Raw genomic sequence first — 26,317 nt, 5'->3', positions numbered from 1 at the left:
TCAGGGGCGCTCGCGATCATCCAGATGGTCTGGACCAACCGGACGGTCCGGGCGAATGATCGACTCCGCGATCTGTACGGCGTTCAGCGCCGCGCCCTTGCGCAGGTTGTCGCCGCAGACGAAGAACTCGAGCGTTCGCTCGTCGTCCATCGAGCGACGCACCCGCCCCACCCAGACCGGATCCGTCCCCACGACGTCGGCGGGCGTGGGGAAGTCGCCCGCGGCCGGATCGTCGTAGAGCACCACACCCGGAGAGGTCGCCAGGATCTCGTGCGCCCGCGCGACGCTGACCGGCTGCTCGAAGCGCGCGTGGACGGAGACGGAGTGCGCGGTCACCACCGGGACGCGCACGCACGTGGCGGCGACCGGAAGCCCGGGAAGGTCGAGGATCTTGCGCGTCTCCTCGCGGATCCGCAGCTCCTCGGAGGACCAGCCGTCCGCCCCCAGGGACCCGGACCAGGGCACCACATTGAGCGCGACCGGCCCGGGGAAGGGCCCGGTGTCGTCGCCGACGGCCCGTCGTACGTCGCCGGGATGGTTGCCCAGCTCGGTCCCGGCCACCAGCGACAGCTGCTCGCGCAGGGCGGCGACACCCGCCTGCCCGCCTCCGCTCGCGGCCTGCTGGGCGGTCACCACCAGCTCACCGAGGCCGAACTCCGCGTGCAGGGCGCCCACGGCGACGATCAGCGCCAGCGTGGAGCAGCCCGGGCTCGCGACGATGCCCCGCGGCCGTACCCGTACGGCGTGCGGGTTGATCTCCGGGACCACCAGCGGCACGTCCGGATCCGCCCGGAACGCGACGGAGGTGTCGACGACCACCGCGCCCTTGGCGGCGGCGATCGGCGCCCACCGCGCCGCGATGTCCTCGGGCGCGAGGAAGAGGGCGAGGTCGACGCCCTCCAGAACGTCCTCGCTCAGCGCGAGGACCTCGACCTCCTCCCCGCGCACGGCCAGCTTGCGGCCGGCCGAACGCGGGGAGGCGACGAGTCGGATCTCGCCCCAGACATCTGCGTGCTGCGACAGGAGCTGGAGCATGACCGCGCCGACGGCCCCGGTCGCTCCCACGACCGCGAGCGTCGGTTTGCGGGTCATCGGTTCGTCACCGGCCGGTGCCGCCGTAGACGACGGCCTCGTCCGAGTCGCTGTCGAGACCGAAGGCGGTGTGGACGGCCGTCACGGCCTCGTTCACATCGTCCGCGCGGGTGACCACCGAGATGCGGATCTCGGAGGTCGAGATCAGCTCGATGTTCACACCGGCGTCGGACAGCGCCTGGAAGAAGGAGGCGGTGACGCCCGGGTTCGTCTTCATACCCGCGCCGACCAGGGAGATCTTGCCGATCTGGTCGTCGTAGCGCAGCGAGTCGAAGCCGATCGCGCCCTTCGCCTTGTCCAGGGCGTCCATGGCCTTGCGGCCCTCGGCCTTGGGGAGGGTGAAGGAGATGTCCGTCAGGCCGGTGGAGGCGGCGGACACGTTCTGCACGATCATGTCGATGTTGATCTCGGCGTCCGCGACGGCCCGGAAGATGGCCGCGGCCTCGCCCGGCTTGTCCGGCACGCCGACGACGGTGATCTTCGCCTCGGAGGTGTCGTGGGCGACACCGGAGATGATGGCCTGCTCCACCTTGCGGTCCCCTTGTGGTTCGTTGCTGACCCACGTGCCCTGCAGCCCCGAGAAGGACGAGCGGACGTGGATCGGGATGTTGTAACGGCGTGCGTACTCGACGCACCGGTGCAGCAGCACCTTGGAGCCGGAGGCGGCGAGCTCCAGCATGTCCTCGAAGGAGATCCAGTCGATCTTCTTCGCCTTCTTCACCACACGCGGGTCGGCCGTGAACACACCGTCGACGTCGGTGTAGATCTCGCAGACCTCGGCGTCCAGCGCGGCGGCCAGCGCCACGGCCGTGGTGTCGGACCCACCACGACCCAGCGTGGTGATGTCCTTCTTGTCCTGGGACACGCCCTGGAAGCCGGCCACGATCGCGATGTTGCCCTCGTCGAGGGCGGTACGGATCCGGCCCGGCGTGACATCGATGATGCGCGCTTTGTTGTGGACCGAGTCGGTGATGACACCGGCCTGGCTGCCCGTGAACGACTGGGCCTCGTGGCCCAGGTTTTTGATCGCCATGGCCAGCAGGGCCATGGAGATCCGCTCTCCGGCGGTCAGCAGCATGTCGAACTCACGCCCGGCAGGGATCGGGGATACCTGCTCGGCGAGATCGATCAACTCGTCCGTCGTGTCGCCCATCGCGGAAACCACGACGACCACCTGGTGGCCGTTCTTCTTGGCGTCCACGATCCGCTTGGCGACGCGCTTGATGCCTTCGGCATCCGCAACGGAGGAGCCTCCGTACTTCTGCACGACAAGGCCCACGTGCGCTCCTCGCTCAGTCTCTGCCGCAGTCATTACTGCGGTCGGCTCAGTTTAACGAGCGGCCCGGAATCGCCGACCGTATATCACATCCTGAGATGTCCCGCTCAGTAAGTGATCTCGGCCGGGCGGCCGGGCCGCCCGCGGGAGTCCCCCTGCCCGGACGGGGCGGGGGTACGCGGAGGTGTGCGCGGGCTCACACGCGACGGGCCCACTGCTCCGGTGCACCGCCCCGGGCGCGTCGGGGGTCACCAGGGGCTCCCCGGGGGCCGGACGTGCAGCAGGTGCGCGGTGAAGGGGTGCTCCTCCCCCAGCGCCCGTACGGTGTCGGCGACCACCGCGTCGAACTCGGCCGCCGCCCGCTCGACCTCCCCCACCGCCTCGTAGAGCCGGACCAGGTTCAGCCGCGAGGTCAGCGTCTCCGGGTGGTCGGGACCGAGCAGCCGACTGCGCTCGCCGAGCGTCTGCTCGTGCAGCGCGATGGCCTGCTCCAGGCGCAGGTCGTCCTGGTAGGCGACGGCCAGGTTGTTCCGGACCCGCAGGGTGTCCCGGTGGGCGGGGCCCCGCAGGCGTTCGAGCCCGGCAAGTGCCTTCTCGAGCAGGGTGACCGCACTCGTCGTGTCTCCCTGTTTGCGCCAGGTGACCGCGAGCCGACCCCGGGCCAGATGCGTCTCGGCCCGGTCCTCGCCGAGGACCCGCTCCAGATCGGCGACGACCCGCTCCTGGAGGTCGGCCGACGCCCACAGCTCCCCTTCGATGGCCCAGCACTCGGCGACGCCCTCGCGGCTGCCGACGGTCTCCGGGTGGTCCTCGCCGAGCACGCGCTCCCGGCATGCGACGGCCCGGTCGAACCAGTGCGCGGCCCGCAGCGTGTCGCTGTGCTGCAGGAAGAACCAGGCCGCCCGGTCCACCAGCGCGGCCGTGCGCGCGGTGTCGGCCGCCGGGTCGACGTGCTCGACGTACGTCTCGACGTGCGGGAACAGCTCGCGCCACGCGCCCCACTCCGCCGCGCCCGCGACACCCTGCGGCACGGCCGACGTCAGCGTCTCCTCCGCGAGAGCGCGGGCCGCGTCGATGTCCTCGGCGCGCCGGTGCGGATCGCTCCCGTCCGCCGTGCGCGCGACGGCCTGCACGAGCCGGTGTACGGAGACGGCGCCGTCCTCGTGCAACGTCACCATGCTGTGCGCGGCGAGCCGGCCGACCGCGCGCCGCACGACGTGCGCGGGGCCGAGCCGATCGAGCAGGTGCCGGGGGATCCGGTCGGGGCCCCACCAGGCGAGGACCCGCAGGATGGTCCCGGTGAGCGGATCGGCGGCCACGAGCCGGTCCAGGGTCAGCCGCCAGGTCCGGGCGACTGCCTGCCGCCCGTCGCCCGGCATCTCGTACAACTCGCTCGGGTACTGCCGTAGTTGATCGAGGTACTCGCCGGGCGTCGTACGGGTCTCGGCGCAGTAGGCCGCAGCCTGGGCGACCGCGAGCGGCAGGTGGCCCAGCATGGCGCAGAGCGTCTCCACGGCGCAGGCGTCCCGGGGGCCGAGACCGGTGACGACCTGCGTGAACATCTCGTACGACTCGTCCACGTCCGGCACCGTGAGGGCCAGGACCTCGGCGAGGCCGTGCCAGCCGCCCGCCTGGCGGGTGGTGATCAGGATCCGGCCGCGCCGGGCGACGCGCGAGAGGAGGGACTCGACGTCGGCGGCCTCGGTGACGTTGTCGAGCACGAGCAGCCACCCGTCGTGCGTGGACAGCCACTGCAACGCCCGCTCGCGCAGGGCCTCCTGCGGCAGTACGTCGATCAGCGCGGGCTGCATGGCGCCGGCGAGGTCGGCCAGCCCGGCGTCGAGCTCCGCGCGGCTCTCGGCGGTGATCCACCAGGTGGGCCGGTGGCACTCGGCGCGCAGGGCCGCCCAGTGGGCCGCGAGCGTCGACTTCCCGATGCCGCCGAGCCCTCGGACGGCCACGACGCGGCGGTCCGGGGTGTCGAAGTGCGTGTCCAGCCACCCCAGTTCCCGCTCACGGCCGACGAACCGCACGGCCGTGCGCGGGATCTTGACCAGCCCGTCCGGGCACTCCGCCGGGGCCAGGGCCTCCGGCGGCAGCAGGATCGCCCGCTCGACCTGGGTGACGTAGTCCCCGGTCGCGACCCGCCCGATGTTCCCGCCGGCCGCGACGGACCGATCTCCGGCGGCTTCGATGCCGTTCACGCGTCGCCCGTCGACACGCTCCCGATGTCACCACCGGCGGCGACGGACCGGTCCCCGGAGGCGGTGACGGACCCGGTGGACGGCACAGACGGCATCGCGGGCGCGGGCGGGGTGGGTGTCGGCGTAGTGGGTGCGGGCGGCGCGGGCGGTGTCGGCACCTGCGCGCCGTTCCCCGTGGTCACGGAGCCGATGTTCCCTCCTGCGGCGACGGACCGCTCGCCGGAGGCGGTCACCGCGCAGGAGGACCCGACAGCGGAAGCCCCCGCGGACCGCGACCACAGCGACAGCCCCAGACCCGCGGCGGCCAGCACGACCCCCACCACGCTCGCGATCTGGTCGGCCTTCCCGAGGTCGACGACGGCCACGACGACCAGCGCCACGATCCCGGCGAGCCCGGCGCCAACGCCGGTCCACAACAACGTTCTTGACCGTCCCCCACCTGTCATGGACCCATGATGGCAGGCGGACGGCGCGTGACCGCGGCTACTTCTTCAGCGTGCCCAGGCCCAGCGGTCCGGCGATCTCCTCCGCCATGACCCGGCCCGCCTCCTCCGCGAGGTCTTCCTCCGTCAGGTCCTCGTCCGTGTCGAGACCGTCCAGCGCCGCCAGCGGCTGGTCGAGACGGACGTGGGCGACGAGGGACTGCAGCGCCCGCAGGGTCGCCGATGCCGTCGGACCCCAGTTGGAGAAGTAGGAGAACTGCCACCACCACAGCGCCTCGCTCGTGCGCCCGGCCCGGTAGTGGGCGAGGCCGTGCCGCAGGTCGGTGACGATGTCGGCGAGGTTGTCGGAGATCCGGGCCGGAACCGGCGCCTTGCGCGGCTCGTACGGGTCGAAGACCTCCGAGAAGACGTCCACCGGGTCCAGCATCACCGCGAAGCGCTCGCGCAGGTCGTCGACGTCCGGCTCCGGACCCGTGTCGGGCTCGTACCGCTCGTCCGGGACGATGTCCTCGTGCGCGCCCAGCCGGCCGCCGGCGAGCAGCAGCTGGGAGATCTCCAGGAGCAGGAAGGGCACCGCGCTGTCGGGCTCGTCGCCCTTGGCCACTTCCGTGGTGGCCACGATGAAGGACTCGATCGAGTCGGCGATCTGGACCGCGAAGTCGTCCGGATCCTGCGTGATCGCGTGCAGTGTGGCGTCAGACATCGCGGGTGCCTCCTTCGGGCGCGGCCGGCGCGCGGACCCTGTCGTCATACATCTAGCAGTCGCCGCCCCTCGAAGGCACGCCCCAGGGTGACCTCGTCGGCGTACTCCAGATCGCCGCCGACCGGCAGACCGCTCGCCAGCCTCGTGACCTTGAGCCCCATGGGCTTGATCATCCGCGCCAGGTACGTCGCGGTGGCCTCGCCCTCCAGGTTCGGGTCGGTCGCCAGGATCAGCTCGGTGACCGTCCCGTCCGCGAGCCGCGCGAGCAGCTCACGGATGCGCAGGTCGTCCGGGCCGACGCCCTCGATCGGGCTGATCGCGCCGCCGAGTACGTGGTAGCGCCCGCGGAACTCACGCGTCCGCTCGATCGCCACGACGTCCTTCGGCTCCTCGACCACACAGATGACCGACAGGTCCCGGCGCGGGTCGCGGCAGATGTTGCACTGCTCCTGCTGCGCCACGTTCCCGCAGACCGCGCAGAACCGGACCTTCTCCTTGACCTCCAGGAGCGCGTGCGCGAGACGACGGACGTCGGTCGGCTCGGCCTGGAGGATGTGGAAGGCGATCCGCTGCGCGCTCTTGGGACCGACGCCGGGCAGCCTGCCCAGCTCGTCGATGAGGTCCTGAACCACGCCTTCGTACAACGGAACGCCCTTCTCAGAAGTGCTTGATTCTTACGGTAGTGGCTGCCGGGGCGCCTTAGAAGCCCAGGCACGGGAACGGCTCGGAAGCAGGGCCCGGAAGGGGGGCTCGGAAGCGCAGCTCAGAAGCCCAGGCCCGGCATGCCGCCCAGGCCCTGCGCCAGCGGGCCCAGCTTGTCCTGCTGGAGCTGCTGGGCGTTGTCGTTGGCGGCCTTGACCGCCGCCACGACCAGGTCGGCCAGCGTCTCGGTGTCCTCGGGGTCGACGGCCTTGGGGTCGATCACCAGGCCGCGCAGCTCGCCGGAGCCGGTGACCGTCGCCGTCACCAGGCCGCCGCCCGCCTGGCCCTCGACCTCGGTCGCGGCGAGCTCCTCCTGGGCACGCGCGAGATCCTGCTGCATCTTCTGGGCCTGCTGGAGGAGCTGCTGCATGTTGGGCTGGCCACCACCGGGAATCACGGTCACTCCTGATGTTCGGTATGTCGGTATGCCGAGCCTACGTGGTCCATGCCCGGCCTGCCGCCACAACTCTTTCGAGTGAGAAACTGCGGGCTCCTCTACCTGATCAAGACCCCCTTGTGGGCGGAAATCCCGGGATTCCGGGCCCACAGCCCACCATTCGGCGGTAGGAAGGGCAGGCACCACGTGCACCGCACGTCACAGAAGGACACGAGCGCTGAGCTGAACAGAGGAGTGCCCCGGTGAGCCAGCAGCCGGAGATGCAGCCGCCGCAGCCGCCGCCCGGGCAGCCGGGACAGCCCGGGGGACCCGCCGCGAGCCGCGATCTGACCGGGACGCCGTTCCCGCTCGGCGACTGGGGCGAGCCCGCGGAGCGTCTGGACGAGCTCTACCGCTGGGTCGAGTCCAACGCGTTGCGCACGGCGGAGTGGTACCTGTCCGACCGGGTCTGGAAGCGCCGCTGCGCGCGGGCCCTGCGGGTCGGTACGGCGCTGGGCGTCATCGCCGGCGCCGCGCTGCCGCTGCTCGACCTCACCGGAGTGGCGGCGGACGGGGCGGCGGGCTGGGGGTATCTGTCACTGCTGCTCGGCGCCGCCTGTATGGCCTGCGACCGGTACTTCGGGCTGACCTCGGGCTGGATAAGGGACGTGGCGACGGCCCAGGCGGTACAGCGCAGACTCCAGGCCCTCCAGTTCGACTGGGCGTCGGAGAGCGTACGGGAGGTCCTCGGCCCCACGGAGGGCACCGCGAGCGAGGCGGCGGAACGGTGCCTCGGGGTGCTGCGGCGGTTCTCGGAGGACGTGACGGAGCTCGTACGGGCGGAGACGGCGGACTGGATGGTCGAGTTCCGCTCGGGCCCCGCGCCGCTGGCCCTCCAGTCGGTGGGCGTCGGAACGCCCCGCCCGGAGGGCACGCAGCCCTCGGCCCGCTTCCCGCTCCCCCCGGGCACCCGCCCGAACATGCCGCGGCAGCGGCCGCCGGAGCCGCGCTGAGACGGGCGCCCCTCGCCGGAGGGGCGCCCGCCGCACAAGCGGAGGATCGGCTCAGTGCAGGATCAGCTCAGGATGATCATCGAGCCCTGACCGAGGCTCCGTGTCGCCGCCGCGTGCAGCCCCAGCCACACATGGCGCTCACGCGCGAACGGATTGTCGTCGTACGCGATCGCTCCCGCCGGCTCCTCCAGCGAGGTCGGCCGCTCCGGCGGGAGCGGAGCGGCCGGCGGGTTGGCCGGGTCGATCCCGATCGCGGGGGCGACGAACTCCAGCTCCCGCAGCAGCCCGTGCGAGGACCCCAGCGGACCGCCGCCCTCCAGGAGCTCGTCGCTGGAGAGCGGGGCCGGGAAGTCCACGGGGACGTACGCGCCCGCGTGGTCGTAGTGCCAGACGAGGTGGGACTGCTGTGCGGTCGCCTCGAACATCTCGAGGAGCTGCTCGTAGTCCCCGCCGAGCTCGTCGACCGGTTCGACGGCGAGTCCGCACATCAGCAGCAGATAGGCGCGGCGCAGGAAGTGCAGGGCCTCGTAGTCGAATCCGGCGACGGGCGCCACGTCGCCGGAGAGCCCCGGCATGTAGGCGTAGACGGGGATGGTCGGCAGACCGGACGCGGTCAGGGCCTTGTCGTAGGCGGCGATCTCTTCGGCGAAGGGATTGTCGGGGCTGTGGCACAGCACGTCGACAAGAGGGACCAGCCACAGGTCACAGGCCAAGGGAGGCTCTCTCTCCGTCAGTTGCAGGGACGGCCAGGGTAGTCGGCGCGGTCCGCGCCGCACACCCGCTGGGGACCTGCCCCTCGACACGCCCGCCGACACCCGCACGGGGCCCCGGGTCAACCCGCCCGCTGCTCCAGGCGGTCCGCCCACGCCAGGGACTGGGTGTTGTACGCCTGGACGACCGCGACCGCCGCCTCCGCGTCGCCGAGGGTGAGCGCGTCGACGAGATCCACGTGCCCGCTCCACAGCCAGCCGAGCAGATCGCGGTCGGAGCGCAGATACGGCACGGAGAACACCCACGCCTGGACCCGCAGTCGGTGCAGGAAGTCGGCGATGTAGTCGTTGTCGGACACCAGGCGAGCCAGCTCGCGCCAGTAGCGGATGTCGTACCCGATGAGGATGTCCAGGTCACCGGCGCGCGCCGCCCGGGCCGCGGCCTCGCCCCGGCGCCGTACGGAAACGAGCGCGACCCCGCGCGAGACGTCGGGACCGGGCGGATGGACGACGGGATCGTGGCGGCGGAAGATGCCGTCCACGACGAGCATCCGGGCCTCGACCATCCCGCGGTAGTCGTCGATCGTGAACTGGTGCACGCGGAAGCCGCGGTGCTGGTCGGAGTCGAGGAGCCCCTGCGCGGAGAGGTCGACGAGGGCTTCGCGTACGGGCGTCGCCGACACCCCGTACTGCTCGGCGATCTGCTTGACGGTGAATTCCTCGCCGGGCTGCAAACGCCCAGCGAGCACTTCGTCACGGAGCGCGTCCGCGATCTGCCGCCGCAGGGTGTTGCGGGTGACAGCTCCGCTCGCGGGCATGTTGGTCGGCCCCCTCCGTCCGGCTTCGGACACCCTAGACCAGACGGAGGGTTCGGCTCCGTGACGCTTCTTACCCTTACGCGAAGCTTGCGCGGTACACGTGCCTGTCGCGCCGTTACGCGTGCCTGTTACGCGGTGTGCTCGTCGGCCACGGAGAGCGCCGCGTCGAGGGCGGCGAGACCCTCCTTGGCCTCGGCCTCGGAGACGTTGCAGGCGGGGACGGCGTGGGTGCGGTTCATGTTGATGAAGGGCCACAGACCGTGCTTCTTGGCCGCCGCGCCGAAGGCCGCCATCGGGGCGTTGGCCTCGCCCGCCGCGTTGTACGGGACGAGCGGCTCGCGCGTCTCCTTGTTCTTGACGAGGTCGAGCGCCCAGAACGTACCCATGCCGCGCACCTCGCCGACGGACGGGTGGCGCTCGGCGAGCTCGCGCAGGCCGGGGCCGAGGACGGTCTCGCCGATGTGGGCGGAGTGCTCGACGACCTTCTCGTCCTCCATGACCTGGATGGTGGCCACGGCGGCGGCGCAGGCGAGCGGGTGACCGGAGTAGGTCAGGCCGCCCGGGTAGGGCCGCTTGTCGAAGGTCGCGGCGATCTCGGCGGAGATGGCGACACCACCGAGAGGCACGTAGCCCGAGTTCACGCCCTTGGCGAAGGTCATCAGGTCGGGCACGACGTCGAAGTGCTCGGCGGCGAACCACTTGCCGGTGCGGCCGAAGCCCGCCATGACCTCGTCGAGGACGAAGACGATGCCGTACTTGTCGCAGATCTCGCGGACGCCCGCGAGGTAGCCCGGCGGCGGGGTCATGATGCCGGCGGTGCCGGGGACGGTCTCCAGGATGATCGCGGCGATGGTGGCCGGACCCTCGAAGGCGATGGTGTCCTCCAGGTGCGCGAGGGCGCGCTCGCACTCCTGCTGCTCGTTCTCGGCGTAGAAGGGCGAGCGGTAGAGGAACGGCGCCCAGAAGCGCACGACGCCCGCGGAGCCGGTGTCGGAGGCCCAGCGGCGCGGGTCGCCGGTCAGGTTGATCGCGGTGGAGGTGGCGCCGTGGTACGAGCGGAAGGCGGAGAGCACCTTGTGGCGGCCGGTGTGCAGCCGGGCCATCCGTACGGCGTTCTCGACGGCCTCGGCGCCGCCGTTGGTGAAGAAGATCTTGTCCAGGTCGCCGGGGGTGCGCTCGGCGATGAGGCGTGCGGCCTCGGAGCGTACGTCGATGGCGAAGGCGGGCGCGAAGGTGGTGAGCTTCGCGGCCTGCTCCTGGATGGCGGCGACCACGCGCGGGTGCTGGTAGCCGATGTTGGTGTAGACGAGGCCGCTGGTGAAGTCGAGGTAGCGGTTGCCGTCGTAGTCCCAGAAGTACGAACCCTCGGCACCGGCGACGGCGAGCGGGTCGATCAGGCCTTGGGCGGACCAGGAATGGAACACATGCGCGCGGTCGGCGGCCTTCACGGCCGCGCCGGCCTGGGGATCGGGTACGACATGAGGGGTCATGCGCCCAGGGTAAGTACCCGCAGGTCGGAGCGGCCATGACCATCTTGTCCACCGAGACCGGGAGGGACCCGACAGGTTGCCGCGCGCACGGGACGGCGCTCCGGCGAGCGCGACCTCGACCTTGACCCCGACCATTGACAGCATCCTGTCGACATGACAGCCTTCTGTCATAGAAGGAACGGCACCGACAACCGCAGGAGGCCCCGAAAGGCCCCGCACCGTCCACCTCGCCGTCTACGACACCCTCGCCGACTGGGAGGCGGGCCACGCCACCGCCTGGCTCGCCAGGACCGGCCACGAGATCCGTACGGTCGGACCCACCACCGACGCCGTCACGTCCATCGGCGGCCTCCGCATCACCCCCGACCTCGCCCTCGAGGACCTCCGCCCGGAGGACAGCGCGCTCCTGATCCTCCCGGGCGCCGACCTCTGGGACACCAGCGCCGACCTCGCCCCCTTCGCGGCCGCGGCCCGCCGCTTCCTCGACGCCGGCGTCCCCGTCGCCGCCATCTGCGGCGCCACGGCGGGACTGGCCCGCGAGGGCCTCCTCGACGACCGTCCGCACACCAGCGCCGTCTCGTTCTACCTGGCCGCGACCGGCTACAAGGGCGGCGAGCACTACGTCGACACGGACGCGGTCACCGACGGCGACCTGATCACCGCCGGACCCACCGAGCCGGTCGCGTTCGCCCGCGAGGTGCTCGGGAAGATGGGCGCCTTCGAGGGCGCCAAGCTGGACGCCTGGTACCGCCTCTTCCACGACTCGGACCCGGCGGCGTACGAAGAGCTCAACGCGTGAGCCGCGATCAGCAGGACGCCCTCTCCCGTACGGCCCTCGGCGTCTTCCGCCTCAACGGTCAGTTCCTCGCCGTGTCCGAGAAACTGGCCGAGCCGGCCGGCCTCACCGCCGCCTGGTGGCAGGTCCTGGGCGCCGTCCTGCCCGAACCGCTCCCGGTCGCCGGCATCGCCCGGGTCATGGGCATCACCCGCCAGAGCGTCCAGCGAATCGCGGACCTGCTGGTGGAGCGGGGCCTCGCCGCGTACGAACCGAATCCCGCCCACCGCCGCGCCAAGCTCCTCACCCCCACCCCCGAGGGCCGCGCCGCGATCCAGCGCATCGACCCGGGCCACGCGGACCTCGCGGCCCGGCTCGCGGCCGCCCTCGGCGGCCAGGCGGAGTTCGACGAGACCGTACGGGTCCTGGAGCGGCTCTCCCGGGCACTGGAGGCAGTGGGGACCGAGGAGCCCCTGCCGGAACCCTGAGACCGCGGAACCCTGAGACCGCTGACCCGCCGGCCCCGGCGGGCGGGTTCCGTTGGGTTCACACCCCGTCGGCCAGGGCCCCCGTCACGTACGCCATCGCCCGGGTGAACTCGGGGTCCGTCATCCGGCGGCCCATCTCCGCCTCGTCGACGTCCTCGATGTGGGTCTGGATCCACCACAGGTTCCCGAACGGATCGCGGACCCGGCCGACCTTGTCGCCGAAGAAGAGGTGCGTCACCTCCGTGACCGACGTACCGCCCGCCTCGACGGCCTGCCGGTGCACGGCCTCCGCGTCCTCCACGTACAGCCGGATGAACGCGGGCGTCGCCTCCCAGCCCGGCGGACTGTCGAAGGCCATCAGCCGCCCGTTCCCGATCCGCAGCTCGGTATGGCCGATCTTCCCGTCGTCCATGACGACACGGCCCAGATCCTCGGCCCCGAAAGCGCGCTCCAGATAATCGATGAGCCCGGCGGTGTCGTGGCCGATGATCCAGGGGGTGACGGTGGTGTACCCCTCGGGAATCGGCTGGACCTGACTCCGCGGCTGCGTGTTCTCGCTCTCGCTCATGCCTCGAAGGTAGAGGCCAAAGAGGTCAGATCCTGTCCTATTGCGAGCAGTTCCGTGGCCGCGCTGCGCAGGAGCAGCGGATGGACGAACCGCCCCGGCCCGGTCGGCGGACACCGCCAGGCCAGCGGCCAGGTCCGACCCGTCAACGCCGGTACCGGTACGTAGCTCACATGGGCAGGTCCGGCATTGAGGCGGGTCACGCCGCGCGGCCAGGAACGGTGGGCGGTCGTACCGGCCGGGACGAGGAAGTAGACGCCTTGGCGCCCGTTCGCCTCCGTGACGACGGGACCGGGATCGCCGGCCGTCAGCTGCTCCATCCAGTCGGCGAGCCGTCGGCCGTCGACGCCGTCGACGCGGACGGCGTCGAATTGCACGCCGGCCTTGCGGAGTTGGAATCCGGAAACTGGAATCCAATCCAGGTTTACCTGTCGATTCTCTGCATTCACAAGGACATGTTCCCGCGTCGCAGCTAGCGTTTTCCACGACTGAGGAGGGCGCGTCGGCAACCCCTTGACCTGCGCCAACGCCCTCTGCAGGCAGTCGAATTCGGCGGGGAGCAGTTGAGACCGGTTGAGATCGGTTGAGTCCGAATGGGGATCGCGATGGCGCGAGCGGAGAACAAGGAAACGGCGGGTCCCGCGGCACGGATGGCTGCCGTGGTGGCGAAGAGATTGCGAGTGAAGAAAGGCCTGACGCAGGACCAACTGGGGGCGCAGATGGGATACACCGGCGCGGCGATCAGCGCCATGGAGACCCTCGCGCAGCCGGTGAGCGACGAGATGCTGGTGCAGCTGGAGAGGGTGCTGGGAGAGGGCACGGGCATCTTCGAGGAGATGCGGGAGCTCGTACGGCTGGAGAAGCTGCCGTCGCAGTTCCGGGGTTACGCGCCGATCGAGCAGAAGGCGGTGAGCCTGAGCCTGTACGCGAACCACGTGGTGCACGGGCTCTTCCAGACGGAGGCGTACGCGCGGGCGCTGATCGCGGGTGGCTATCCGGAGCCGACCCCGGAACGGGTGGAGGAGCTGGTCGAGGCGCGGATGGCGCGCAAGGTGCTGATCGAGCGGACACCGCCGTGCCTGATCGAGCTGGTGCTGGACGAGTCGGTGCTGGAGAGGCCGTTCGGGAGCGAGGAGGTCATGAGGGAGCAGTTGTTGCACCTGGCGGAGTGCGCCCGGCGCCGCAATGTCCACCTCCAGATCCTGCCGAAGAACGCCGGACTCAGCGGCGAGTACGCCGGCGCACGTGGCACTCTGGAGATGGCCGAAACTCCGGACCACGACCGTCTGACCTTCCTGGAGATCCAGGGCGAGAGCCTGCTGATCAGCGACCGGGCAAAGGTCAGTACGCACGCCCAGCGGTATGCGAAGATCCGGGCACAGGCCCTGGACCCGCGCGAGTCACTGGGCCTCATCGAACGGTTGGCGGGAGCACAGAGATGAGCGAGACCCTTCGCTGGTTCAAGTCGAGCTACAGCGACGACGGTGGCGGCAGCTGCGTCGAAGTGGCCTTCGACGCGGGCGGCGACACCACCGTCCGCCTCCGTGACTCCAAGGTCACCGACGGCCCCACCTTCGCCGTCGCCCCCACGACCTGGACCGCGTTCCTCGCCTGGCAGGACTGACGACGAAGGGGCCGGCTCGCGGTCGTTCCGCGGGCCGGCCCCCTGAGTCACGCATCAGCAGTACAGGTTCGCACCCGTCGGCACGCCGAGAATCTGCGTGAACTGCTGGTACTTGCTCACGCGGCTCTGGACCTGCGCCGGGTTCTTGCCGTCGCACTCCAGCGCGCCGTTGATCGAGCGGATCGTCTGGCCGAAGCCCGCGCCGTTGACCATGGCGTTGTGGCCGGTCATCGTGCCGGGGCCGTTCTGGGTGTTCCAGTACCAGAGGCCGGTCTTCCAGGCGACGGGCGCCTCGCGCTCGACGCGGTACGGGTTGTTGAGCAGGTCGATGCCGAGGGCGTCACCCGCGGCCTTGTAGTTGAAGTTCCAGGAGAGCTGGATGGGGCCTCGGCCGTAGTAGGCGGCCTGGCCTGCGGGGCAGCCGTAGGGCTGGCTGCTGTCGCAGTAGTGCGGGTAGTTGGCGGTGTTCTGCTCCACGATGTGGACCAGGCCGCCGGTCTCGTGGCTGACGTTGGCGAGGAAGGCCGCGGCCTCCTGGCGCTTCACTGTGTCGCTGCCCGTGTTGGCGAACCCGGGATAGGCGCTGAGGGCCGCCGTGAGACCGCTGTACGTGTAGAAGGAGTTCCGGCTCGGGAACATCTGGTTGAACTGGGCCTCGGAGACGACGAATCCGGACGACGGCGGCGGGGTCGTGCCGCCGCCGCAGGCGCCCTCGTCGCGCCAGACGTCGGAGGAGCCGGGGCGTTCGTTCTGGGTCCACCACTTGGCGTACCAGTTGTGGCCGTTGTACGAGGCGGTCATGCCGCCGGTGTACACGCTGCCGGAGTTCCAGGCGGTCACGCAGGCGGGCGCCGCGCCGGCCGTGGCGGCGGGGAGGAACACGGCCAGCCCGACGGCCGTACAGAGTGCGGACACGAGAATGAGCAGACGTCGCAACATGCGCTCGTCCTTCCGTGGGGGAAGGCAAGCGAAGCGTCTTTGGTCTGGACCTGTCAAGGTCTAGACCAACACTTGTGACAGACGGCGGTCACTCTCGGGCAGAGCCCCCATGGGCGCTCCGTCAGCGCTTGAGTACGCGCTCCAACAGGCTTGTGAGCAGCTCGCGTTCGAGCTTCGACAGGGGCTCCATCAGCTCGTCCTGAGCTCCGGCGAGCACCTCGTCGAGGCGCTCCAGATGCCTGCCGCCCTGCTCGGTCAGGGTGATGACGTTGCGTCGGCGGTCCTCGGGGTCGGGGGTGCGCTCGACGTGTCCGCGTTCGGCGAGTTCGTTGATGACGGCGACGAGGTCGCTGCGGTAGATGCCGGTGCGACGGCTCAGGCCGGCCTGGCTGGTCGATCCGTACTCGTCGAGCGAGGCGAGCACCGCGTAGTGCCACTTGCGGGCGTCCTCTTCCGCGAGGCCCGCGGTGACCAGACGGTCCGCACGGGCGGCGGTCAGGGCCAGGAGGCGGCTGGGCATGCCGCGGAGGCGGGCCGGGGTCTGACCCTCGCTCATCTCGGAGGCGTCGCCTCCGCTGTCCGTCGTCATGCCCGCAGATTACCCCTTGCGTTAGTGGTCCGAACGATGTAGCTTCGTTAGCACCACAAACGTTAGAGTGACGAACGTTGGATGGGCGAACGAATCACGTCCAGAACTCAGGGGGCAACACCATGACCACCACCGCATCCACCACCACCGCACCCCTCGCCGACGCGCGCGCCGCCGACGCCCGCGCCGTCGGCCTGGCCCACTACGCCGCCCGCGGCGTCCTGGAGCACGTCCTGGCCCGGCACGGCATCACGTTCCAGCAGCAGGTCGCCCTGCGCGCCGCCGTCATTGCCGACGCCCCGCAGACACCGGACGATCTCGTCACCCAGGTCCGGGACTCCCTCAAGGCCGATCCGGCCGACATCCACGCCACTCTCGACGAGCTGCTGGCCAAGCAGCTGCTCGTCGCGGACGGCGCACACCTTCGCCCCACGGACGCGGGGCGCGAGCTGATCCCCGCCGTCGGCGCGGAGACCGCCCCCATCAGCGCCCGCATCTGGGGCGGGATACCCACCGAGGATCTGGTCACCGCCGGCCGCGTCCTCGCGCTGGTCACCGAGCGCGCCAACGCAGAACTTGCGGCACTAGGCGCCTGACCGCCCGACCGCCGAGCGGACGGGTCCAGGACCGGCCGGGCCCCAGATCTCAGAAGATCAGCACGATGCGGCCCGGCCGGTGGCCCGCCTCCGCCCTGCGGTGGGCCTCCGCGACCTCCGCCAGCGGCATGACGTCGGCCACCCGGGTGATCAGCTTCCCGGCCTCCACCTTCTCCAGGATCCCCTTCAGCTGGGCGGCGTCCGGCCTGCCGAAGACGGTCTCGACGCGGATGTCCCGTTCGGCCGTCGGCGTCAGGTCGACGGCGAGGGCGACGAAGGCGCCGCCGTCCTTCACAACCGTGAGAGCGAGGGGACCGAGGAGGGCCCCGTCGAAGACCCCGTCCACCCGCTCCGGGAAGAGCTCCAGCAGCCTGTCGAACACCTCCCGCGGTTCGCCGCGCGGGATCGTGTGCTCGGCACCGAGGCCCTTCAGCTCGCGCTCGTCACCCTCGTGCGCGACAGCCACCACCCGAAGTCCGGCAGCGGCCGCGAACTGGACCGCGAACCGGCCCACCACGCCGCTGGCGCCGGTGACGAGCACCGTCGCCCCCTCCGGGAGCGCCAGCCGGTCGAGGGCCTGCTGGGCGGTGATCGCGGCCAGGGGGACGGAGGCGGCCACGGTGAACTCCACGTCGTCCGGAATGGGCGCCAGCCACGCCGGGTCGACCTGGATGACCTCCGCGTAGGTGCCGTGTCCCGACAGTTCCTCGAACCAGGGCACGAAACCGGCCACGCGGGTCCCGGCCGCCATTCCGGGCACGGGATCGAGAAGCTTGCCGGCGAAGTCCGTCCCGAGGACGAAGGGGGGTTTGAGAGCGCCGACCGCATGGGCGTACTTGCCGGCGCGGATCCGCAGGTCCGCCTGCGTCACACCAGCGGCCTTCAGCCGCACCCGCACCCGTCCCGGAACGTCTCCGGCCTCGGGCTCGGGCCGGCGGGCCATGCTCAGGACCTCAGGGCCGCCGTAGGCGGTCACTTCGACGACACGCATGGGGTTCCTTTCCTGCGGGCCCCCTCGTGGCCATTACACCCACGGTCCTCACCCGGGGCAACAGATGCTCCGCCAACCCGTGCCGTCCCACGACCGCCGCTGAACGAAGGGAGAACTCCAGGTGGCGGGATGCGACCTCCCCCACAGAACCGCACACCCGTCCGTACCGTCTCGTGCGTGGACTGGGTTACCGCTGAGAACGTCATCGCCGTGGTCACCGCGCTCCTCGGTGTCCTCGTCTCCGCCGGTGTGGTCGCCTACGAACGCTTCCTGCAGCGGGGCAGGAGGCTCGGCTACCGCGTGCAGCTCAACACGCCGCTCCGCGACGCGGGCGCGACCGCCGGCGACCTGACCCTGTGGGACGGCGACATCGGCGATTCCAACAGCTCCACCCTCGTGCTCATCCGGATCGAGAACGACGGCCTGCGCGAGATCAACCACGGCGACTACACCTCGTCGAACGGTCAGTCGAACGAACACGAGGGGCTGAAGGTCAGCTTCAACGGCAAGACGGTGCAGGCCGTCGTCGCCACCATTCCGCAGGCCTTCGGGGAGGTGCGGACCGAGATGTCGGAGGGGTTGGGGCTGCGCAAGCGCGAGAGCTCCGTCCTCATGCCCAAGGTGTCGCTGGAGCGGAAGCAGTACTTCAAGCTGCTCGTGCTGCTCAACGGCAGCGTGACCGAGGGCGCGATCCAGATCACCGGCCTGAATCGCGACGCGGTCGACGTCCACCACAACAAGAGCATGAGCGTCGACGACCGCAGGCCGACGTTCAGCCCCGCCGCCCGGAACATCACCCTCGTCCTCGCCGCCTGTGTGGTCGCCCTCGCCACGATCATCGTCCGCAGCGAGAAGCCACCGCCCATCGGATGCGCCCAGGGCACGCTCACGGTCACCGGCTCCACCGCGTTCGCCCCGGCCGTGCGGGAGCTGGCGAAGAAGTACGAGAAGGACTGCGAGGGATCCACCATCGTGGTGGACGCGCACGGCTCGACCGCGGGCATACGGGCACTGGCGGCGGCCGGCGCCGCGAGCGGCAAGGGCTCCCCCGCCGTCGTGGCGCTCTCCGACGGGCGCAAGCCCGGCGGCTATCCGCAGCTGCGCGAGAGCATGGTCGCCGTCTCCCTCTTCACCCTCGTCCTCAACGACCGGATACCGGTCACGAACCTCACCCTCGACCAGGTCCGCCGCCTGTACGAGGGGAAGATCACCAACTGGAACCAGATCCCCGGCGGGCCGAACCGTCCGGTCCTGCTGGTCAGCCGGGACGCCAACTCCGGCACCCGCGAGGTCTTCCAGCGCCGGGTCCTCGGCCGCAACGAGCCCGCCAACTCCTCACTCGACTGCGTGACGAAGGACGATGTGCACGCCCCGGTCGTGCGCTGCGAACTCGACAGCACCGACCAGGTGTTGTCGACCGTCGCCAAGCTGCCCGGCGCCATCGGGTACACCGAACTGCGCTCCGGGAGCGGGCTGAAGGGCCTGCACCGGGTGGCCATCGACGGCCGGGTGCCGAACGTGGACGAGATCGGCGAGTCGACGTACCCGTACCGGGAGATCGAGTACGCGTACACCTGGGGCGAGCCCCCAGCCGACTCGCTGACCTCCAGTTTCCTCACCTATCTGAGCCGGGGCAGCGGTCAGGACGTCATCCGCACCCACGGACACCTGCCGTGCGCGACGCCCAAGGGCCTGCGGATCTGCGGCGACGGCTGAACGCACGTCTGGCATCCTCTTTCGACGTGGAGGCATTGAACCCGCAAGACCCGGCCACTATCGGCCCGTTCCGTCTGCTCGGCCGGCTGGGAGTCGGCGGGATGGGCCGGGTGTTCCTGGCACGCTCGGCGGGCGGCCGGACGGTCGCGGTGAAGGTCGTGCACGCGGAGCTGGCGGCGCAGGACGAGTTCCGGCGGCGGTTCGCCCGCGAGGTGGCCGCCCTGGAGCGCGTCGGCGGCACGGGCACGACCCCGGTGCTCGGTTCGGACACGGCGGCCGAGGCCCCCTGGGTGGCGATCGGCTACGTACCGGGGCCGTCGCTGCGCACCGTGGTGGGCGACGAGTTCGGGCCGCTGCCGCCGGCGACCGTACGCGCGCTCGCGGCCGGGCTCGCGCGGGCGCTCACCCATGTGCACGCCGCCGGGCTCGTCCACCGCGATCTGAAGCCGTCCAACGTCCTGCTCACCGTGGACGGTCCGCAGATCATCGACTTCGGCATCGCCCGCGCCGTCGACACGATCACCGACGGCGGCCTGACCAGCACCGGCGCGGTGGTCGGCTCTCCCGGCTTCATGTCCCCGGAGCAGGTGCGCGGCGAGAAGCTGACCCCGGCCTCCGACGTGTTCTGCCTCGGCTCGGTCCTCGTGTACGCGGCGACCGGCCGCTCCCCGTTCGGTACGGCGGACAGCGGCGTCCACGCCACGATGTTCCGCATCGCGCACGACGAGCCCGACCTGACGGACCTCGCGCCCGAGCTCGCCGGCCTGGTGCGGGCCTGCCTCGGCAAGGACCCGGCCGGCCGGCCCTCGGCCGCCGAACTCGCCGAGACGATCACGGTCGACGACCCCTGGCTCCCGGCGGACGTGCTGGCCCGCCTCGGCCGCCACGCGGCCCGTCTCCTCGAGGCGGAGGCCGCGACGACGGCCACGGGCACGGGCACGGCGAGCGCCTCCGGGGGCGCTGCCGCCGGCGACACCTCGGGCGACCCCACGCCGCAGCCGGCACCGAAGCCGCCGCGCCGGCGCCGTACGGGACTGGTCGCCGCGGCGACCGCGCTCGTGGTGGCGGCCGCGGCCTCCCTCACGTACGTCTTCTGGCCGGACCCGAACAAGGGCCGCGACGAGCAGAAGAACCGCCCGCAGGGAGAGACCGGCAGCGTGTCCGCCCGCCCGGCGGGGATCGTGCCGGCGGCCTTCCTCGGTGCCTGGGAGGGTTTCCAGCGCGGCTCGGCCGACCACCCCCGGGAGACCACCCGGATCGAGATCGGCCAGGGAGCCGCGGGCGCCAAGGCCGCCGTCTACGTCCAGGTGAACGAGGAGCGGCTGTGCATGGGCCGTTCCCGGCTCGTCTCCGCCGACGAGGACAAGGTGGTCCTCGGTGAGTCCGACGTGACCACCAGCGTCCCCGCCCAGCGCTGCACACCCGCCGCCCACCAGACCCTCACCCTGCGCTCCCCGGACGTCCTGGAGTGGACCTCGGGAGCCGTGAAGGCCACCTTCCGCAAGGCCCGGACCGGCACGAGCATCGTGCCGGCGCAGTTCGTCGGCACGTGGAAGATGGAGAACGACCGGCTGATCTACGGCGACAACGCCGACCGCTACTTCGACCAGGTGACCATCACCCAGGGCCCGGTCGGCGCCACCGTCTTCCGCCATGTGCACGGCTACCCGCGCCTCGACGACGAGGGCAACACGACGCCCGACTCGGTCAGCTGCAGCTCCACGGCGATCCTCGCCGGCTCCGGCACGCCCCTGGTCATCGGCCCGGGGACGCCGGACCCGGACTCCTCGGACCCCGAGTGCGAGCGGGGCGGGACGGCCGGCTATCTGGTGATCGACCGTTTCAAGGGCCGGGAGCGCCTGCTGGTCTTCCCGATGCTGGACGGGGAGCCGGGCGAGTTCTACCGCGACTAGGGCCTGTCCGGCGGCTGGAGAGTTGCGGAACGCGACCCGGTCAGAGCGGCGTAGACGATCAGGTTGTTCACGGGGTGGCCCTGCGCGTCGAATGCCCCGTCGCAGGTGATCAGGCGGAGGACGCTCCGGGTGGACTCGCCGTACACCCTCGCGGTGGGGAAGGCGGCCTTCCCCACCGATTCGCTCCCGGTCACGACGAAGCGGACCGTGCGTCCGTCCTGACTGTCTATCAGGATCTCCGCACCCTTGGTGATCTTCTTCAGGTCGTGGAAGACCGCTCTGCCGAAGCGCGTGTCGTTGTGACCGATGATCACGCCGCTTCCTCGTCGACCGGGCACGGCGCCGCCCGTGTACCACCCTGCGGTCATGCCCTCCTCGGCCGGCGGGACCTCGACCGTGCCGTCGCCGTTCAGTCCCAACGGCAGCAGTGAACTGTTCACCCCGATCGAAGGGATCGTCACCCGAACGGGAACGGATGCCGTCGGCGGGTTCGGTGCGGCAGGCTGTGTGCCCCCGTCGGCGGCGGCGTGGGAGGGCCCGGGCCGGGAGGCGGTCGCCGGGCCCGCGGACCCGCAGGCGGCAAGGGCCGTTGCGAGCACGCAGGAGAGCAGCGGCAGCACGCTGCGGCGTACGGCTTCGCGTAGAGGCGGCACGGTGACTCCCGGATGGCGTGGAGGCTGAAGGAGGGATGACGCCGCCCGAGCACGGGCGACGTCATCGCATGGGGTCGGCCGGTGCGGTCAGCGGGTGGACCGGCGGCGCAGAACGATGGTTCCCGCGCCCGCGAGGAGGGCGGCGCCGACGGCCGAACCGTAGACGAGGGACGACGTGTCCTCACCGGCCGCCGGCTTCTCACCGGCGGCGACTCCGCCGCGAGGGGCCGGCGTCGCTTCGCCGACCTGCGCGGGCGCCGGGGTGGTGCGGGTGTCCACGGTCGGCCGCGCGGACCGGTCCGGGGTGGACGCCACGGGCGCGGGAGTACCACCGTCCGCGAACGCCACGGCCGAGGGGGTGAGCACCGCGCCGGCGGCGACGGCGGCGAGCAGGGTGACGCGAAGGGTCGAACGGACAGACATGCAGAACTCCGTTTTCGGTCTGGATGGATCGCGGGGGAAGCGCCGGCTCGGATCGGCCACCGGGCTCCCGCCAGACTGAAGGGGAGTTATGGGGAACGTGTCAGGGCGACGTCATGAGCCGATCAGCGTCTGACGCGCTCACGTCCCCTGCCCGTCCGTGGTGCTCGTCGGCTCACCCGGAAGCCGCAGGATGAACACCGACCCTTCGCCGATCGCGCTGACCGCGTGCACCGTGCCTCCGTGGGCCTCGACCAGCTTGCGGACGATGGCCAGGCCGAGACCGCTGCCGCCCGTCCGCCGACTGCGCGACTTCTCGGCTCGCCAGAAGCGCTCGAAGACGTGCCGCAGGTCTTCGGGCGCGATGCCGGTTCCGGTGTCCGCGACGTCCACGGCCACCTGGCGCCGATCGTCGTCGACGGGGTACGCCCGGAGGGTGACACGGCCTCCCGCCGGTGTGTGGCGCACCGCGTTGGCCACGAGGTTGCCGACGGCCTGGCGCAGCCGTACCGGGTCCGCGGTGACGGTGAGGGCGGGTGATCCGGGCTTCGCGGGACGCACCGACAGAGTGACCTTCGCGGCCTCCGCCCGGGCCTGGTGTGCGGCGGAGACCTGGATGAGCAGTTCCTCGATACGAACTCCGGGCCGCGTGTGCAGGCGGAGGGCGCCCGCGTCGGCCGCCGCCAGGTCCTGGAGGTCGTCGATGATGTGCTGCAGTTGCAGGGCCTCCTCCAGGAGCGAGGAGACGAACGCCGTGTCCGGGTCGGCCAGCCCGTCCTGTGCGGCCTCGAGCCAGCCGCGGATGTTGCTCAGCGGGGTGCGCAGTTCGTGGGCGATGTCGCTGGTGAGGGCCTTCCGCTGTTCTTCCAGGCGTGCGCGGTGCGCGGTCATGTCGTTGAAGGCCGCGGCGAGTCGCCCGATCTCGTTGTCCGCCGTGACGCGTACGGCTTCGGTGTTCTCGCCGTCCCGCATGCGCTGCGCCGCGCCGGTGAGTGCGTGCAACGGTCTGACGAATCGCACACCGGCGAACACGGAGACGCCGACGGTGAGGGCGAGGACGATCGTCGCGGCGCCCACGATGCGTGCGGTGTTCGCGGGCGACAGGTCGATGCCGGGCACGGTGCCGTCGGCCGTGTCACCGATGAAGAGGAGCGCGGGGGCGGCGACGTAGGTGCTGAGCTGTTCTCGTCGCGCCGTCTCCAGGCAGGAGGCGACGGCCCGGTCGTCGCCACCGGCCCGCGGTGTCCCGGGGGCCGCCGGGGCCGGAGTCGCGACAGCGGCGCGATCGCGTCCGGGGACGGGGACGGGGACGAGGACGGGGACGGGGAGGGCTGAACCGGTTCGCCGGCTCAGATCCAGAGTGATGGGCACACTCTTCTTGCCCTGCCGTGCGAGACAGGCGTCGACGAGCTTGCTGAGGGCGCTCAGTGCCGTCTTCTCGGTGGGTGTCGGCTCGTCCAGTGCGGATGTGGCGCACCCGGTGTCGTGGATCTGGTCGGGCTCGTTGCCGATCACGTGAAGGCGAGGACGTCCACTGGGGCCGAGAACGATGTCCGACGCGATCCCGTACCGGTGGAGACATCCCGCCGCGTCGTCGGCCGCCCGCTTCAGCCTCGCGCGTTCCGCGGGAGGCAGCCTGAACGGTCCGACGGCCCGCGGATCGATACGGTCCCCGGCGCTGTCCCCGGCCGTACCGCCCACCAGGGTGCTCGGGCCGGTCGGGTTCGGCGAGACGGTGGTGTCCACGGACAGCGGGTCGACGACGGCCGAAGCCCGGACCGGAAGTTCCGGAGCGGGCCCGTGGGCGGCCGAGTCGGCGATGATCTGCCGGTGCGGGGTGGTCAGAACGACCCGGCGCCCGGATTCCGCGGCGAGGTCGCGCAGGGGCGCGGCCACACCGTCCCACTCCGGGTGGCTTGCCGCGTAGGCGAGCAGCGTCTGGTAGATCCGGGTGTCGGCGGCGAGGTTCTGCCCCTGCTCCTGTTTGATCGCGCCGGATGTCGTCTGGGCGGCCAGCCAGGCGGTCGCCGCGACCGAGCAGGCCGCGACGAGCACCGATACGGCCAGGAGTCGGCCGAGCAGGCTCTTGCGGAGCGGCAGTCGCCGAGGTCGACTGCGCCGGTCGTCGCGGAGTGCCGGGGTGCGGAACCACGGCGGCCGGAGCCCCGTGTCCCCCCGGCTACCGGGTCGCCGCACGGGTGGAGGCCTTCGCGGGGTCGGTGAGCTTGTAGCCCACTCCGAAAACGGTGAGCAGGCGCACCGGATGGCGCGGGAGGGGCTCGATCTTCTTCCGCAGGTTCACGATGTGCGTGTCCACGGTCCGGTCGCTGATGTACTGGTCGATCCCGTGGATGTGTGCCAGCAACTGCTTGCGGCTGAAGACGCGTTCGGGCTCGGTGGCCAGGGCGACAAGGATCCGGAACTCCCCCGGCGTGCAGTCGATCGTGCTTCCGTCGACCGACACCTCGTGTCGCACCAGGTCGACGACGAGCGTCCCCACCGTCAGTCGCCGACCGTCCTGCGGGACGGGCTCGGACGCTCGCGCGGTCCGGTCGGCGCGGCGGAGGAGCGTACGCACCCGCGCCACGAGTTCGCGCGGGCTGTACGGCTTGGTCATGTAGTCGTCGGCGCCGAGATCCAGCCCCAGGAGCAGGTCGTCCTCGCTGGTACGGGCCGTCAGCATGAGCACCGGCAGCTCACGTCGCTCGGACCGGACGACCCTGACCACGTCGAGTCCGTCCGCTCGCGGCATCATCACGTCGAGCACCAGCAGATCGGGCGCGGTGTGCCTGACCTCCTCGAGCGCGGCCATCCCGTCCCCCACGACGGTGACGAGATGGCCTTCGCGTTCCAGGTATCGGCGCACGAGTTCGGCCTGCTTGGCGTCGTCCTCGGCGACCACCACGTGTGTCCGCGCCGGATCGCGGAGGTGTGGAGCGAGGTTGCTCATGTCGTCCCTGCCGATCGGAGCCTTGTCGCCTCCATAGAGGGCGTGGACGCCGGGTTGGTTCATGTCCGGCGCCGCGCGCTTGAAAGACAGGGGCCCGGGGCGCGCCCCGGGCGCCGGCTCCTACTGGGCCCCGATGAGCGCCAGCACCCGCTGGACCGCCTCGGCGACGGGCGCACCGACGGCCCCCACCGTCGCGGCGATCCCGGCGACCGCCATCAGCGCCCGGTGCCGCTCCTGCGGCTCGGCCTCCGGCCCGGCGGCGAGGGCGGGCAGGGAGTCGTCGATCGACTGCGCGGTCATGGGGTCGTTCACCTGCCCCCGCAGCTCCTGGAGCAGCTGACGCAACTCTCGTACGGCCGCGTCGAGTTCGGGAGAGGAAGCCTGGGCGCCGACGGTCCCGTGCTGGTGGTTGACCATGCCGGTGTTGTGCGTTCCGCCGTGCATGTTGACGGTGTTGCCGTAGTAGTAGTTGCTGTCGCCGCTCATCCGTTGCTCATTCCCACGTTGCCGTTGCCGCCGTACATGTTGACGGTGTCGCCGAAGTAGTAGTTGCTGGGATTGCTGATGGTCAGCCGCTCCACCCGGACCTGGAGTTCCGTCTCCGGGTTCTCTATGGCGTACGCGATCGAGTCGACGAGCTGGTTGAGGTGATCGGGGCGCCCGGTGACCAGGGCGGTCGACTGCCCGTTGGACTCGACGGCCAGCACGAAGTGGGAGGACGCGGACACCACCATGAGCATGTCCACCAGGAAGTAGATCAGGCCGCCCACACTCACCGTCCAGATGAACTGGATGATCCCGCCGAACGTCCCTTCCTCCCTCGAGAGGAACGACGCAATGCCGCCGAACAGGGTGAACGCCATCGCCACCAGGAGCGTGAGAGCCGAGCGCTTCAGAAAGCGCAGCACGGCTTCCTTGCGTCGCGGGTGGAGGACGAAGGTGTACACGCGAGCGACGTTCTGGAGCGGATAGACGGCACGACCCACCCACAACAGCCGTCGGGTGACGCTCAGTTCGATCGAGCTCGGCAGGCCTGCAGCAGTGGCCGGAGGCGGTCCCGGCGGACGCTGCGGCTGTGGTGGCGTCGCCGGCTTGGGTGGCTGCTCCGGCGTCGATGCCCCTGTTGTTTCCACGCTTCCCCCTGAGACGGAACCACATCGGAGTGACTCATTAGGCACCTGGCACAGAAGCAGCACAAGGCCACTTCTGGCCTCGAGGAGCCTGGTTTTCCGACAGGCCACGCGAGAGGGCCCGCACCCCGGAAACCGGGG

The 26,317-nt window shown here is 71.1% G+C and carries 29 protein-coding genes; 8 read left to right on the top strand and 21 right to left on the bottom strand.

Annotation, left to right across the window (positions count from 1 at the left end):
- The 7 genes from ACFV9D_RS21325 to ACFV9D_RS21295 all read right to left on the bottom strand — a co-directional run bounded on the left by ACFV9D_RS21325 (position 1) and on the right by ACFV9D_RS21295 (position 6,817).
- Entirely contained in the window at positions 1-1,092 is a 1,092-nt protein-coding gene (locus ACFV9D_RS21325) for an aspartate-semialdehyde dehydrogenase (protein WP_385148270.1), read from the bottom strand.
- Positions 1,093-1,099: 7 nt separating this feature from the next.
- On the bottom strand, positions 1,100-2,371 hold the full coding sequence (locus ACFV9D_RS21320; protein WP_329118906.1) for an aspartate kinase: 1,272 nt from the start codon (positions 2,369-2,371) through the stop codon (positions 1,100-1,102).
- 245 nt (positions 2,372-2,616) lie between these two features.
- Entirely contained in the window at positions 2,617-4,572 is a 1,956-nt protein-coding gene (locus tag ACFV9D_RS21315; protein WP_385148267.1) for a tetratricopeptide repeat protein, read from the bottom strand.
- Complete coding sequence (locus tag ACFV9D_RS21310) at positions 4,569-5,018, bottom strand: hypothetical protein (protein WP_385148265.1); 450 nt, start codon at positions 5,016-5,018, stop codon at positions 4,569-4,571. Before ACFV9D_RS21310 ends, ACFV9D_RS21315 begins: the two co-directional genes overlap by 4 nt.
- Positions 5,019-5,055: 37 nt before the next feature.
- A complete protein-coding gene (locus ACFV9D_RS21305; protein WP_385148262.1) occupies positions 5,056-5,718 on the bottom strand; it encodes a DUF5063 domain-containing protein in 663 nt (220 codons plus the stop codon).
- Between the two features lie 44 nt (positions 5,719-5,762).
- A complete protein-coding gene (recR, locus tag ACFV9D_RS21300) occupies positions 5,763-6,362 on the bottom strand; it encodes a recombination mediator RecR (RefSeq protein ID WP_356888252.1) in 600 nt (199 codons plus the stop codon).
- A gap of 119 nt (positions 6,363-6,481) precedes the next feature.
- Positions 6,482-6,817, bottom strand: a complete 336-nt coding sequence (locus tag ACFV9D_RS21295) for a YbaB/EbfC family nucleoid-associated protein (protein ID WP_385148259.1) — start codon at positions 6,815-6,817, stop codon at positions 6,482-6,484.
- 260 nt (positions 6,818-7,077) lie between these two features.
- Here ACFV9D_RS21295 and ACFV9D_RS21290 point away from each other — a divergent pair, with 260 nt between their 5' ends.
- Positions 7,078-7,809: an SLATT domain-containing protein gene (locus ACFV9D_RS21290; protein WP_385148649.1), complete on the top strand. Its 732-nt coding sequence runs from the start codon at positions 7,078-7,080 to the stop codon at positions 7,807-7,809.
- Positions 7,810-7,871: 62 nt separating this feature from the next.
- Here the strand turns inward: ACFV9D_RS21290 and ACFV9D_RS21285 are convergent, their stop codons facing one another.
- The 3 genes from ACFV9D_RS21285 to ACFV9D_RS21275 all read right to left on the bottom strand — a co-directional run bounded on the left by ACFV9D_RS21285 (position 7,872) and on the right by ACFV9D_RS21275 (position 10,827).
- The gene (locus ACFV9D_RS21285; RefSeq protein ID WP_385148257.1) at positions 7,872-8,522 is read right to left on the bottom strand and encodes a hypothetical protein; all 651 of its coding nucleotides are present in this window, start codon (positions 8,520-8,522) and stop codon (positions 7,872-7,874) included.
- A 119-nt stretch (positions 8,523-8,641) separates the two neighbouring features.
- Positions 8,642-9,337, bottom strand: coding sequence for a GntR family transcriptional regulator (locus ACFV9D_RS21280; protein WP_385148254.1), 696 nt, complete (start codon positions 9,335-9,337; stop codon positions 8,642-8,644).
- Between the two features lie 128 nt (positions 9,338-9,465).
- Positions 9,466-10,827, bottom strand: a complete 1,362-nt coding sequence (locus tag ACFV9D_RS21275) for an aspartate aminotransferase family protein (protein WP_385148252.1) — start codon at positions 10,825-10,827, stop codon at positions 9,466-9,468.
- A gap of 169 nt (positions 10,828-10,996) precedes the next feature.
- On the opposite strand from ACFV9D_RS21275, the gene ACFV9D_RS21270 reads away from it, so the two are divergent.
- Entirely contained in the window at positions 10,997-11,626 is a 630-nt protein-coding gene (locus ACFV9D_RS21270; RefSeq protein WP_385148646.1) for a DJ-1/PfpI family protein, read from the top strand.
- On the top strand, positions 11,623-12,090 hold the full coding sequence (locus ACFV9D_RS21265; RefSeq protein ID WP_385148249.1) for a MarR family winged helix-turn-helix transcriptional regulator: 468 nt from the start codon (positions 11,623-11,625) through the stop codon (positions 12,088-12,090). Before ACFV9D_RS21270 ends, ACFV9D_RS21265 begins: the two co-directional genes overlap by 4 nt.
- A 58-nt stretch (positions 12,091-12,148) precedes the next feature.
- On the opposite strand, the gene ACFV9D_RS21260 is transcribed toward ACFV9D_RS21265, so the two are convergent.
- Together ACFV9D_RS21260 and ACFV9D_RS21255 are read right to left on the bottom strand one after the other, a co-directional pair.
- Positions 12,149-12,658, bottom strand: a complete 510-nt coding sequence (locus tag ACFV9D_RS21260) for a VOC family protein (RefSeq protein WP_385148246.1) — start codon at positions 12,656-12,658, stop codon at positions 12,149-12,151.
- Entirely contained in the window at positions 12,655-13,104 is a 450-nt protein-coding gene (locus tag ACFV9D_RS21255) for a hypothetical protein (RefSeq protein ID WP_385148243.1), read from the bottom strand. Before ACFV9D_RS21255 ends, ACFV9D_RS21260 begins: the two co-directional genes overlap by 4 nt.
- A gap of 156 nt (positions 13,105-13,260) precedes the next feature.
- Here ACFV9D_RS21255 and ACFV9D_RS21250 point away from each other — a divergent pair, with 156 nt between their 5' ends.
- The gene (locus tag ACFV9D_RS21250; RefSeq protein WP_385148240.1) at positions 13,261-14,097 is read left to right on the top strand and encodes a helix-turn-helix transcriptional regulator; all 837 of its coding nucleotides are present in this window, start codon (positions 13,261-13,263) and stop codon (positions 14,095-14,097) included.
- Positions 14,094-14,279, top strand: a complete 186-nt coding sequence (locus ACFV9D_RS21245) for a DUF397 domain-containing protein (RefSeq protein ID WP_385148236.1) — start codon at positions 14,094-14,096, stop codon at positions 14,277-14,279. The genes ACFV9D_RS21250 and ACFV9D_RS21245 overlap by 4 nt, the downstream gene beginning before the upstream one ends.
- A gap of 54 nt (positions 14,280-14,333) precedes the next feature.
- Here ACFV9D_RS21245 and ACFV9D_RS21240 read toward each other — a convergent pair whose 3' ends face one another.
- Both ACFV9D_RS21240 and ACFV9D_RS21235 read right to left on the bottom strand, forming a co-directional pair.
- Positions 14,334-15,218, bottom strand: a complete 885-nt coding sequence (locus ACFV9D_RS21240; protein WP_385148233.1) for a glycoside hydrolase family 19 protein — start codon at positions 15,216-15,218, stop codon at positions 14,334-14,336.
- Positions 15,219-15,339: 121 nt separating this feature from the next.
- Positions 15,340-15,807 carry a MarR family winged helix-turn-helix transcriptional regulator gene (locus ACFV9D_RS21235; protein WP_385148230.1) on the bottom strand — a complete coding sequence of 156 codons (468 nt, stop codon included), beginning with the start codon at positions 15,805-15,807 and terminating at the stop codon, positions 15,340-15,342.
- Between the two features lie 122 nt (positions 15,808-15,929).
- On the opposite strand from ACFV9D_RS21235, the gene ACFV9D_RS21230 reads away from it, so the two are divergent.
- Entirely contained in the window at positions 15,930-16,403 is a 474-nt protein-coding gene (locus ACFV9D_RS21230; RefSeq protein WP_385148228.1) for a MarR family transcriptional regulator, read from the top strand.
- A gap of 49 nt (positions 16,404-16,452) precedes the next feature.
- Here the strand turns inward: ACFV9D_RS21230 and ACFV9D_RS21225 are convergent, their stop codons facing one another.
- Positions 16,453-17,394, bottom strand: a complete 942-nt coding sequence (locus tag ACFV9D_RS21225) for an NADP-dependent oxidoreductase (protein ID WP_385148225.1) — start codon at positions 17,392-17,394, stop codon at positions 16,453-16,455.
- Positions 17,395-17,571: 177 nt separating this feature from the next.
- Here ACFV9D_RS21225 and ACFV9D_RS21220 point away from each other — a divergent pair, with 177 nt between their 5' ends.
- The gene (locus ACFV9D_RS21220; RefSeq protein WP_385148222.1) at positions 17,572-19,110 is read left to right on the top strand and encodes a substrate-binding domain-containing protein; all 1,539 of its coding nucleotides are present in this window, start codon (positions 17,572-17,574) and stop codon (positions 19,108-19,110) included.
- 26 nt (positions 19,111-19,136) lie between these two features.
- Entirely contained in the window at positions 19,137-21,023 is a 1,887-nt protein-coding gene (locus tag ACFV9D_RS21215; RefSeq protein ID WP_385148219.1) for a serine/threonine-protein kinase, read from the top strand.
- Here ACFV9D_RS21215 and ACFV9D_RS21210 read toward each other — a convergent pair.
- The 6 genes from ACFV9D_RS21210 to ACFV9D_RS21185 all read right to left on the bottom strand — a co-directional run bounded on the left by ACFV9D_RS21210 (position 21,020) and on the right by ACFV9D_RS21185 (position 26,059).
- Positions 21,020-21,463, bottom strand: coding sequence for a sortase domain-bontaining protein (locus ACFV9D_RS21210; RefSeq protein WP_385148216.1), 444 nt, complete (start codon positions 21,461-21,463; stop codon positions 21,020-21,022). The genes ACFV9D_RS21215 and ACFV9D_RS21210 overlap by 4 nt on opposite strands.
- Before the next feature lie 300 nt (positions 21,464-21,763).
- The gene (locus tag ACFV9D_RS21205) at positions 21,764-22,099 is read right to left on the bottom strand and encodes a hypothetical protein (RefSeq protein ID WP_385148214.1); all 336 of its coding nucleotides are present in this window, start codon (positions 22,097-22,099) and stop codon (positions 21,764-21,766) included.
- Positions 22,100-22,237: 138 nt separating this feature from the next.
- The gene (locus ACFV9D_RS21200; protein WP_385148211.1) at positions 22,238-24,292 is read right to left on the bottom strand and encodes a sensor histidine kinase; all 2,055 of its coding nucleotides are present in this window, start codon (positions 24,290-24,292) and stop codon (positions 22,238-22,240) included.
- The gene (locus ACFV9D_RS21195; protein WP_385148644.1) at positions 24,276-25,046 is read right to left on the bottom strand and encodes a response regulator transcription factor; all 771 of its coding nucleotides are present in this window, start codon (positions 25,044-25,046) and stop codon (positions 24,276-24,278) included. The genes ACFV9D_RS21200 and ACFV9D_RS21195 overlap by 17 nt, the downstream gene beginning before the upstream one ends.
- Before the next feature lie 120 nt (positions 25,047-25,166).
- Positions 25,167-25,532: a DUF5955 family protein gene (locus tag ACFV9D_RS21190; protein WP_385148209.1), complete on the bottom strand. Its 366-nt coding sequence runs from the start codon at positions 25,530-25,532 to the stop codon at positions 25,167-25,169.
- Entirely contained in the window at positions 25,529-26,059 is a 531-nt protein-coding gene (locus ACFV9D_RS21185; RefSeq protein WP_385148641.1) for a DUF6232 family protein, read from the bottom strand. Before ACFV9D_RS21185 ends, ACFV9D_RS21190 begins: the two co-directional genes overlap by 4 nt.
- Positions 26,060-26,317: the final 258 nt, after the last annotated feature.

It is taken from the genome of Streptomyces sp. NPDC059875, from assembly GCF_042731085.1.
Lineage (GTDB): Bacteria > Actinomycetota > Actinomycetes > Streptomycetales > Streptomycetaceae > Streptomyces.
This window is presented reverse-complemented; position numbering and strand designations above follow the sequence as displayed.

Bases quoted from the DNA above. Each gene is read 5' to 3' on its own strand.
- ACFV9D_RS21325 (WP_385148270.1), bottom strand. From the start codon at position 1,092: ATGACCCGCAAACCGACGCTCGCGGTCGTGGGAGCGACCGGGGCCGTC.
- ACFV9D_RS21310 (WP_385148265.1), bottom strand. From the start codon at position 5,018: ATGACAGGTGGGGGACGGTCAAGAACGTTGTTGTGGACCGGCGTTGGC.
- ACFV9D_RS21305 (WP_385148262.1), bottom strand. From the start codon at position 5,718: ATGTCTGACGCCACACTGCACGCGATCACGCAGGATCCGGACGACTTC.
- ACFV9D_RS21290 (WP_385148649.1), top strand. From the start codon at position 7,078: ATGCAGCCGCCGCAGCCGCCGCCCGGGCAGCCGGGACAGCCCGGGGGA.
- ACFV9D_RS21280 (WP_385148254.1), bottom strand. From the start codon at position 9,337: ATGCCCGCGAGCGGAGCTGTCACCCGCAACACCCTGCGGCGGCAGATC.
- ACFV9D_RS21275 (WP_385148252.1), bottom strand. From the start codon at position 10,827: ATGACCCCTCATGTCGTACCCGATCCCCAGGCCGGCGCGGCCGTGAAG.
- ACFV9D_RS21260 (WP_385148246.1), bottom strand. From the start codon at position 12,658: ATGAGCGAGAGCGAGAACACGCAGCCGCGGAGTCAGGTCCAGCCGATT.
- ACFV9D_RS21250 (WP_385148240.1), top strand. From the start codon at position 13,261: ATGGCGCGAGCGGAGAACAAGGAAACGGCGGGTCCCGCGGCACGGATG.
- ACFV9D_RS21245 (WP_385148236.1), top strand. From the start codon at position 14,094: ATGAGCGAGACCCTTCGCTGGTTCAAGTCGAGCTACAGCGACGACGGT.
- ACFV9D_RS21240 (WP_385148233.1), bottom strand. From the start codon at position 15,218: ATGTTGCGACGTCTGCTCATTCTCGTGTCCGCACTCTGTACGGCCGTC.
- ACFV9D_RS21235 (WP_385148230.1), bottom strand. From the start codon at position 15,807: ATGACGACGGACAGCGGAGGCGACGCCTCCGAGATGAGCGAGGGTCAG.
- ACFV9D_RS21230 (WP_385148228.1), top strand. From the start codon at position 15,930: ATGACCACCACCGCATCCACCACCACCGCACCCCTCGCCGACGCGCGC.
- ACFV9D_RS21225 (WP_385148225.1), bottom strand. From the start codon at position 17,394: ATGCGTGTCGTCGAAGTGACCGCCTACGGCGGCCCTGAGGTCCTGAGC.
- ACFV9D_RS21205 (WP_385148214.1), bottom strand. From the start codon at position 22,099: ATGTCTGTCCGTTCGACCCTTCGCGTCACCCTGCTCGCCGCCGTCGCC.
- ACFV9D_RS21195 (WP_385148644.1), bottom strand. From the start codon at position 25,046: ATGAGCAACCTCGCTCCACACCTCCGCGATCCGGCGCGGACACACGTG.
- ACFV9D_RS21190 (WP_385148209.1), bottom strand. From the start codon at position 25,532: ATGAGCGGCGACAGCAACTACTACTACGGCAACACCGTCAACATGCAC.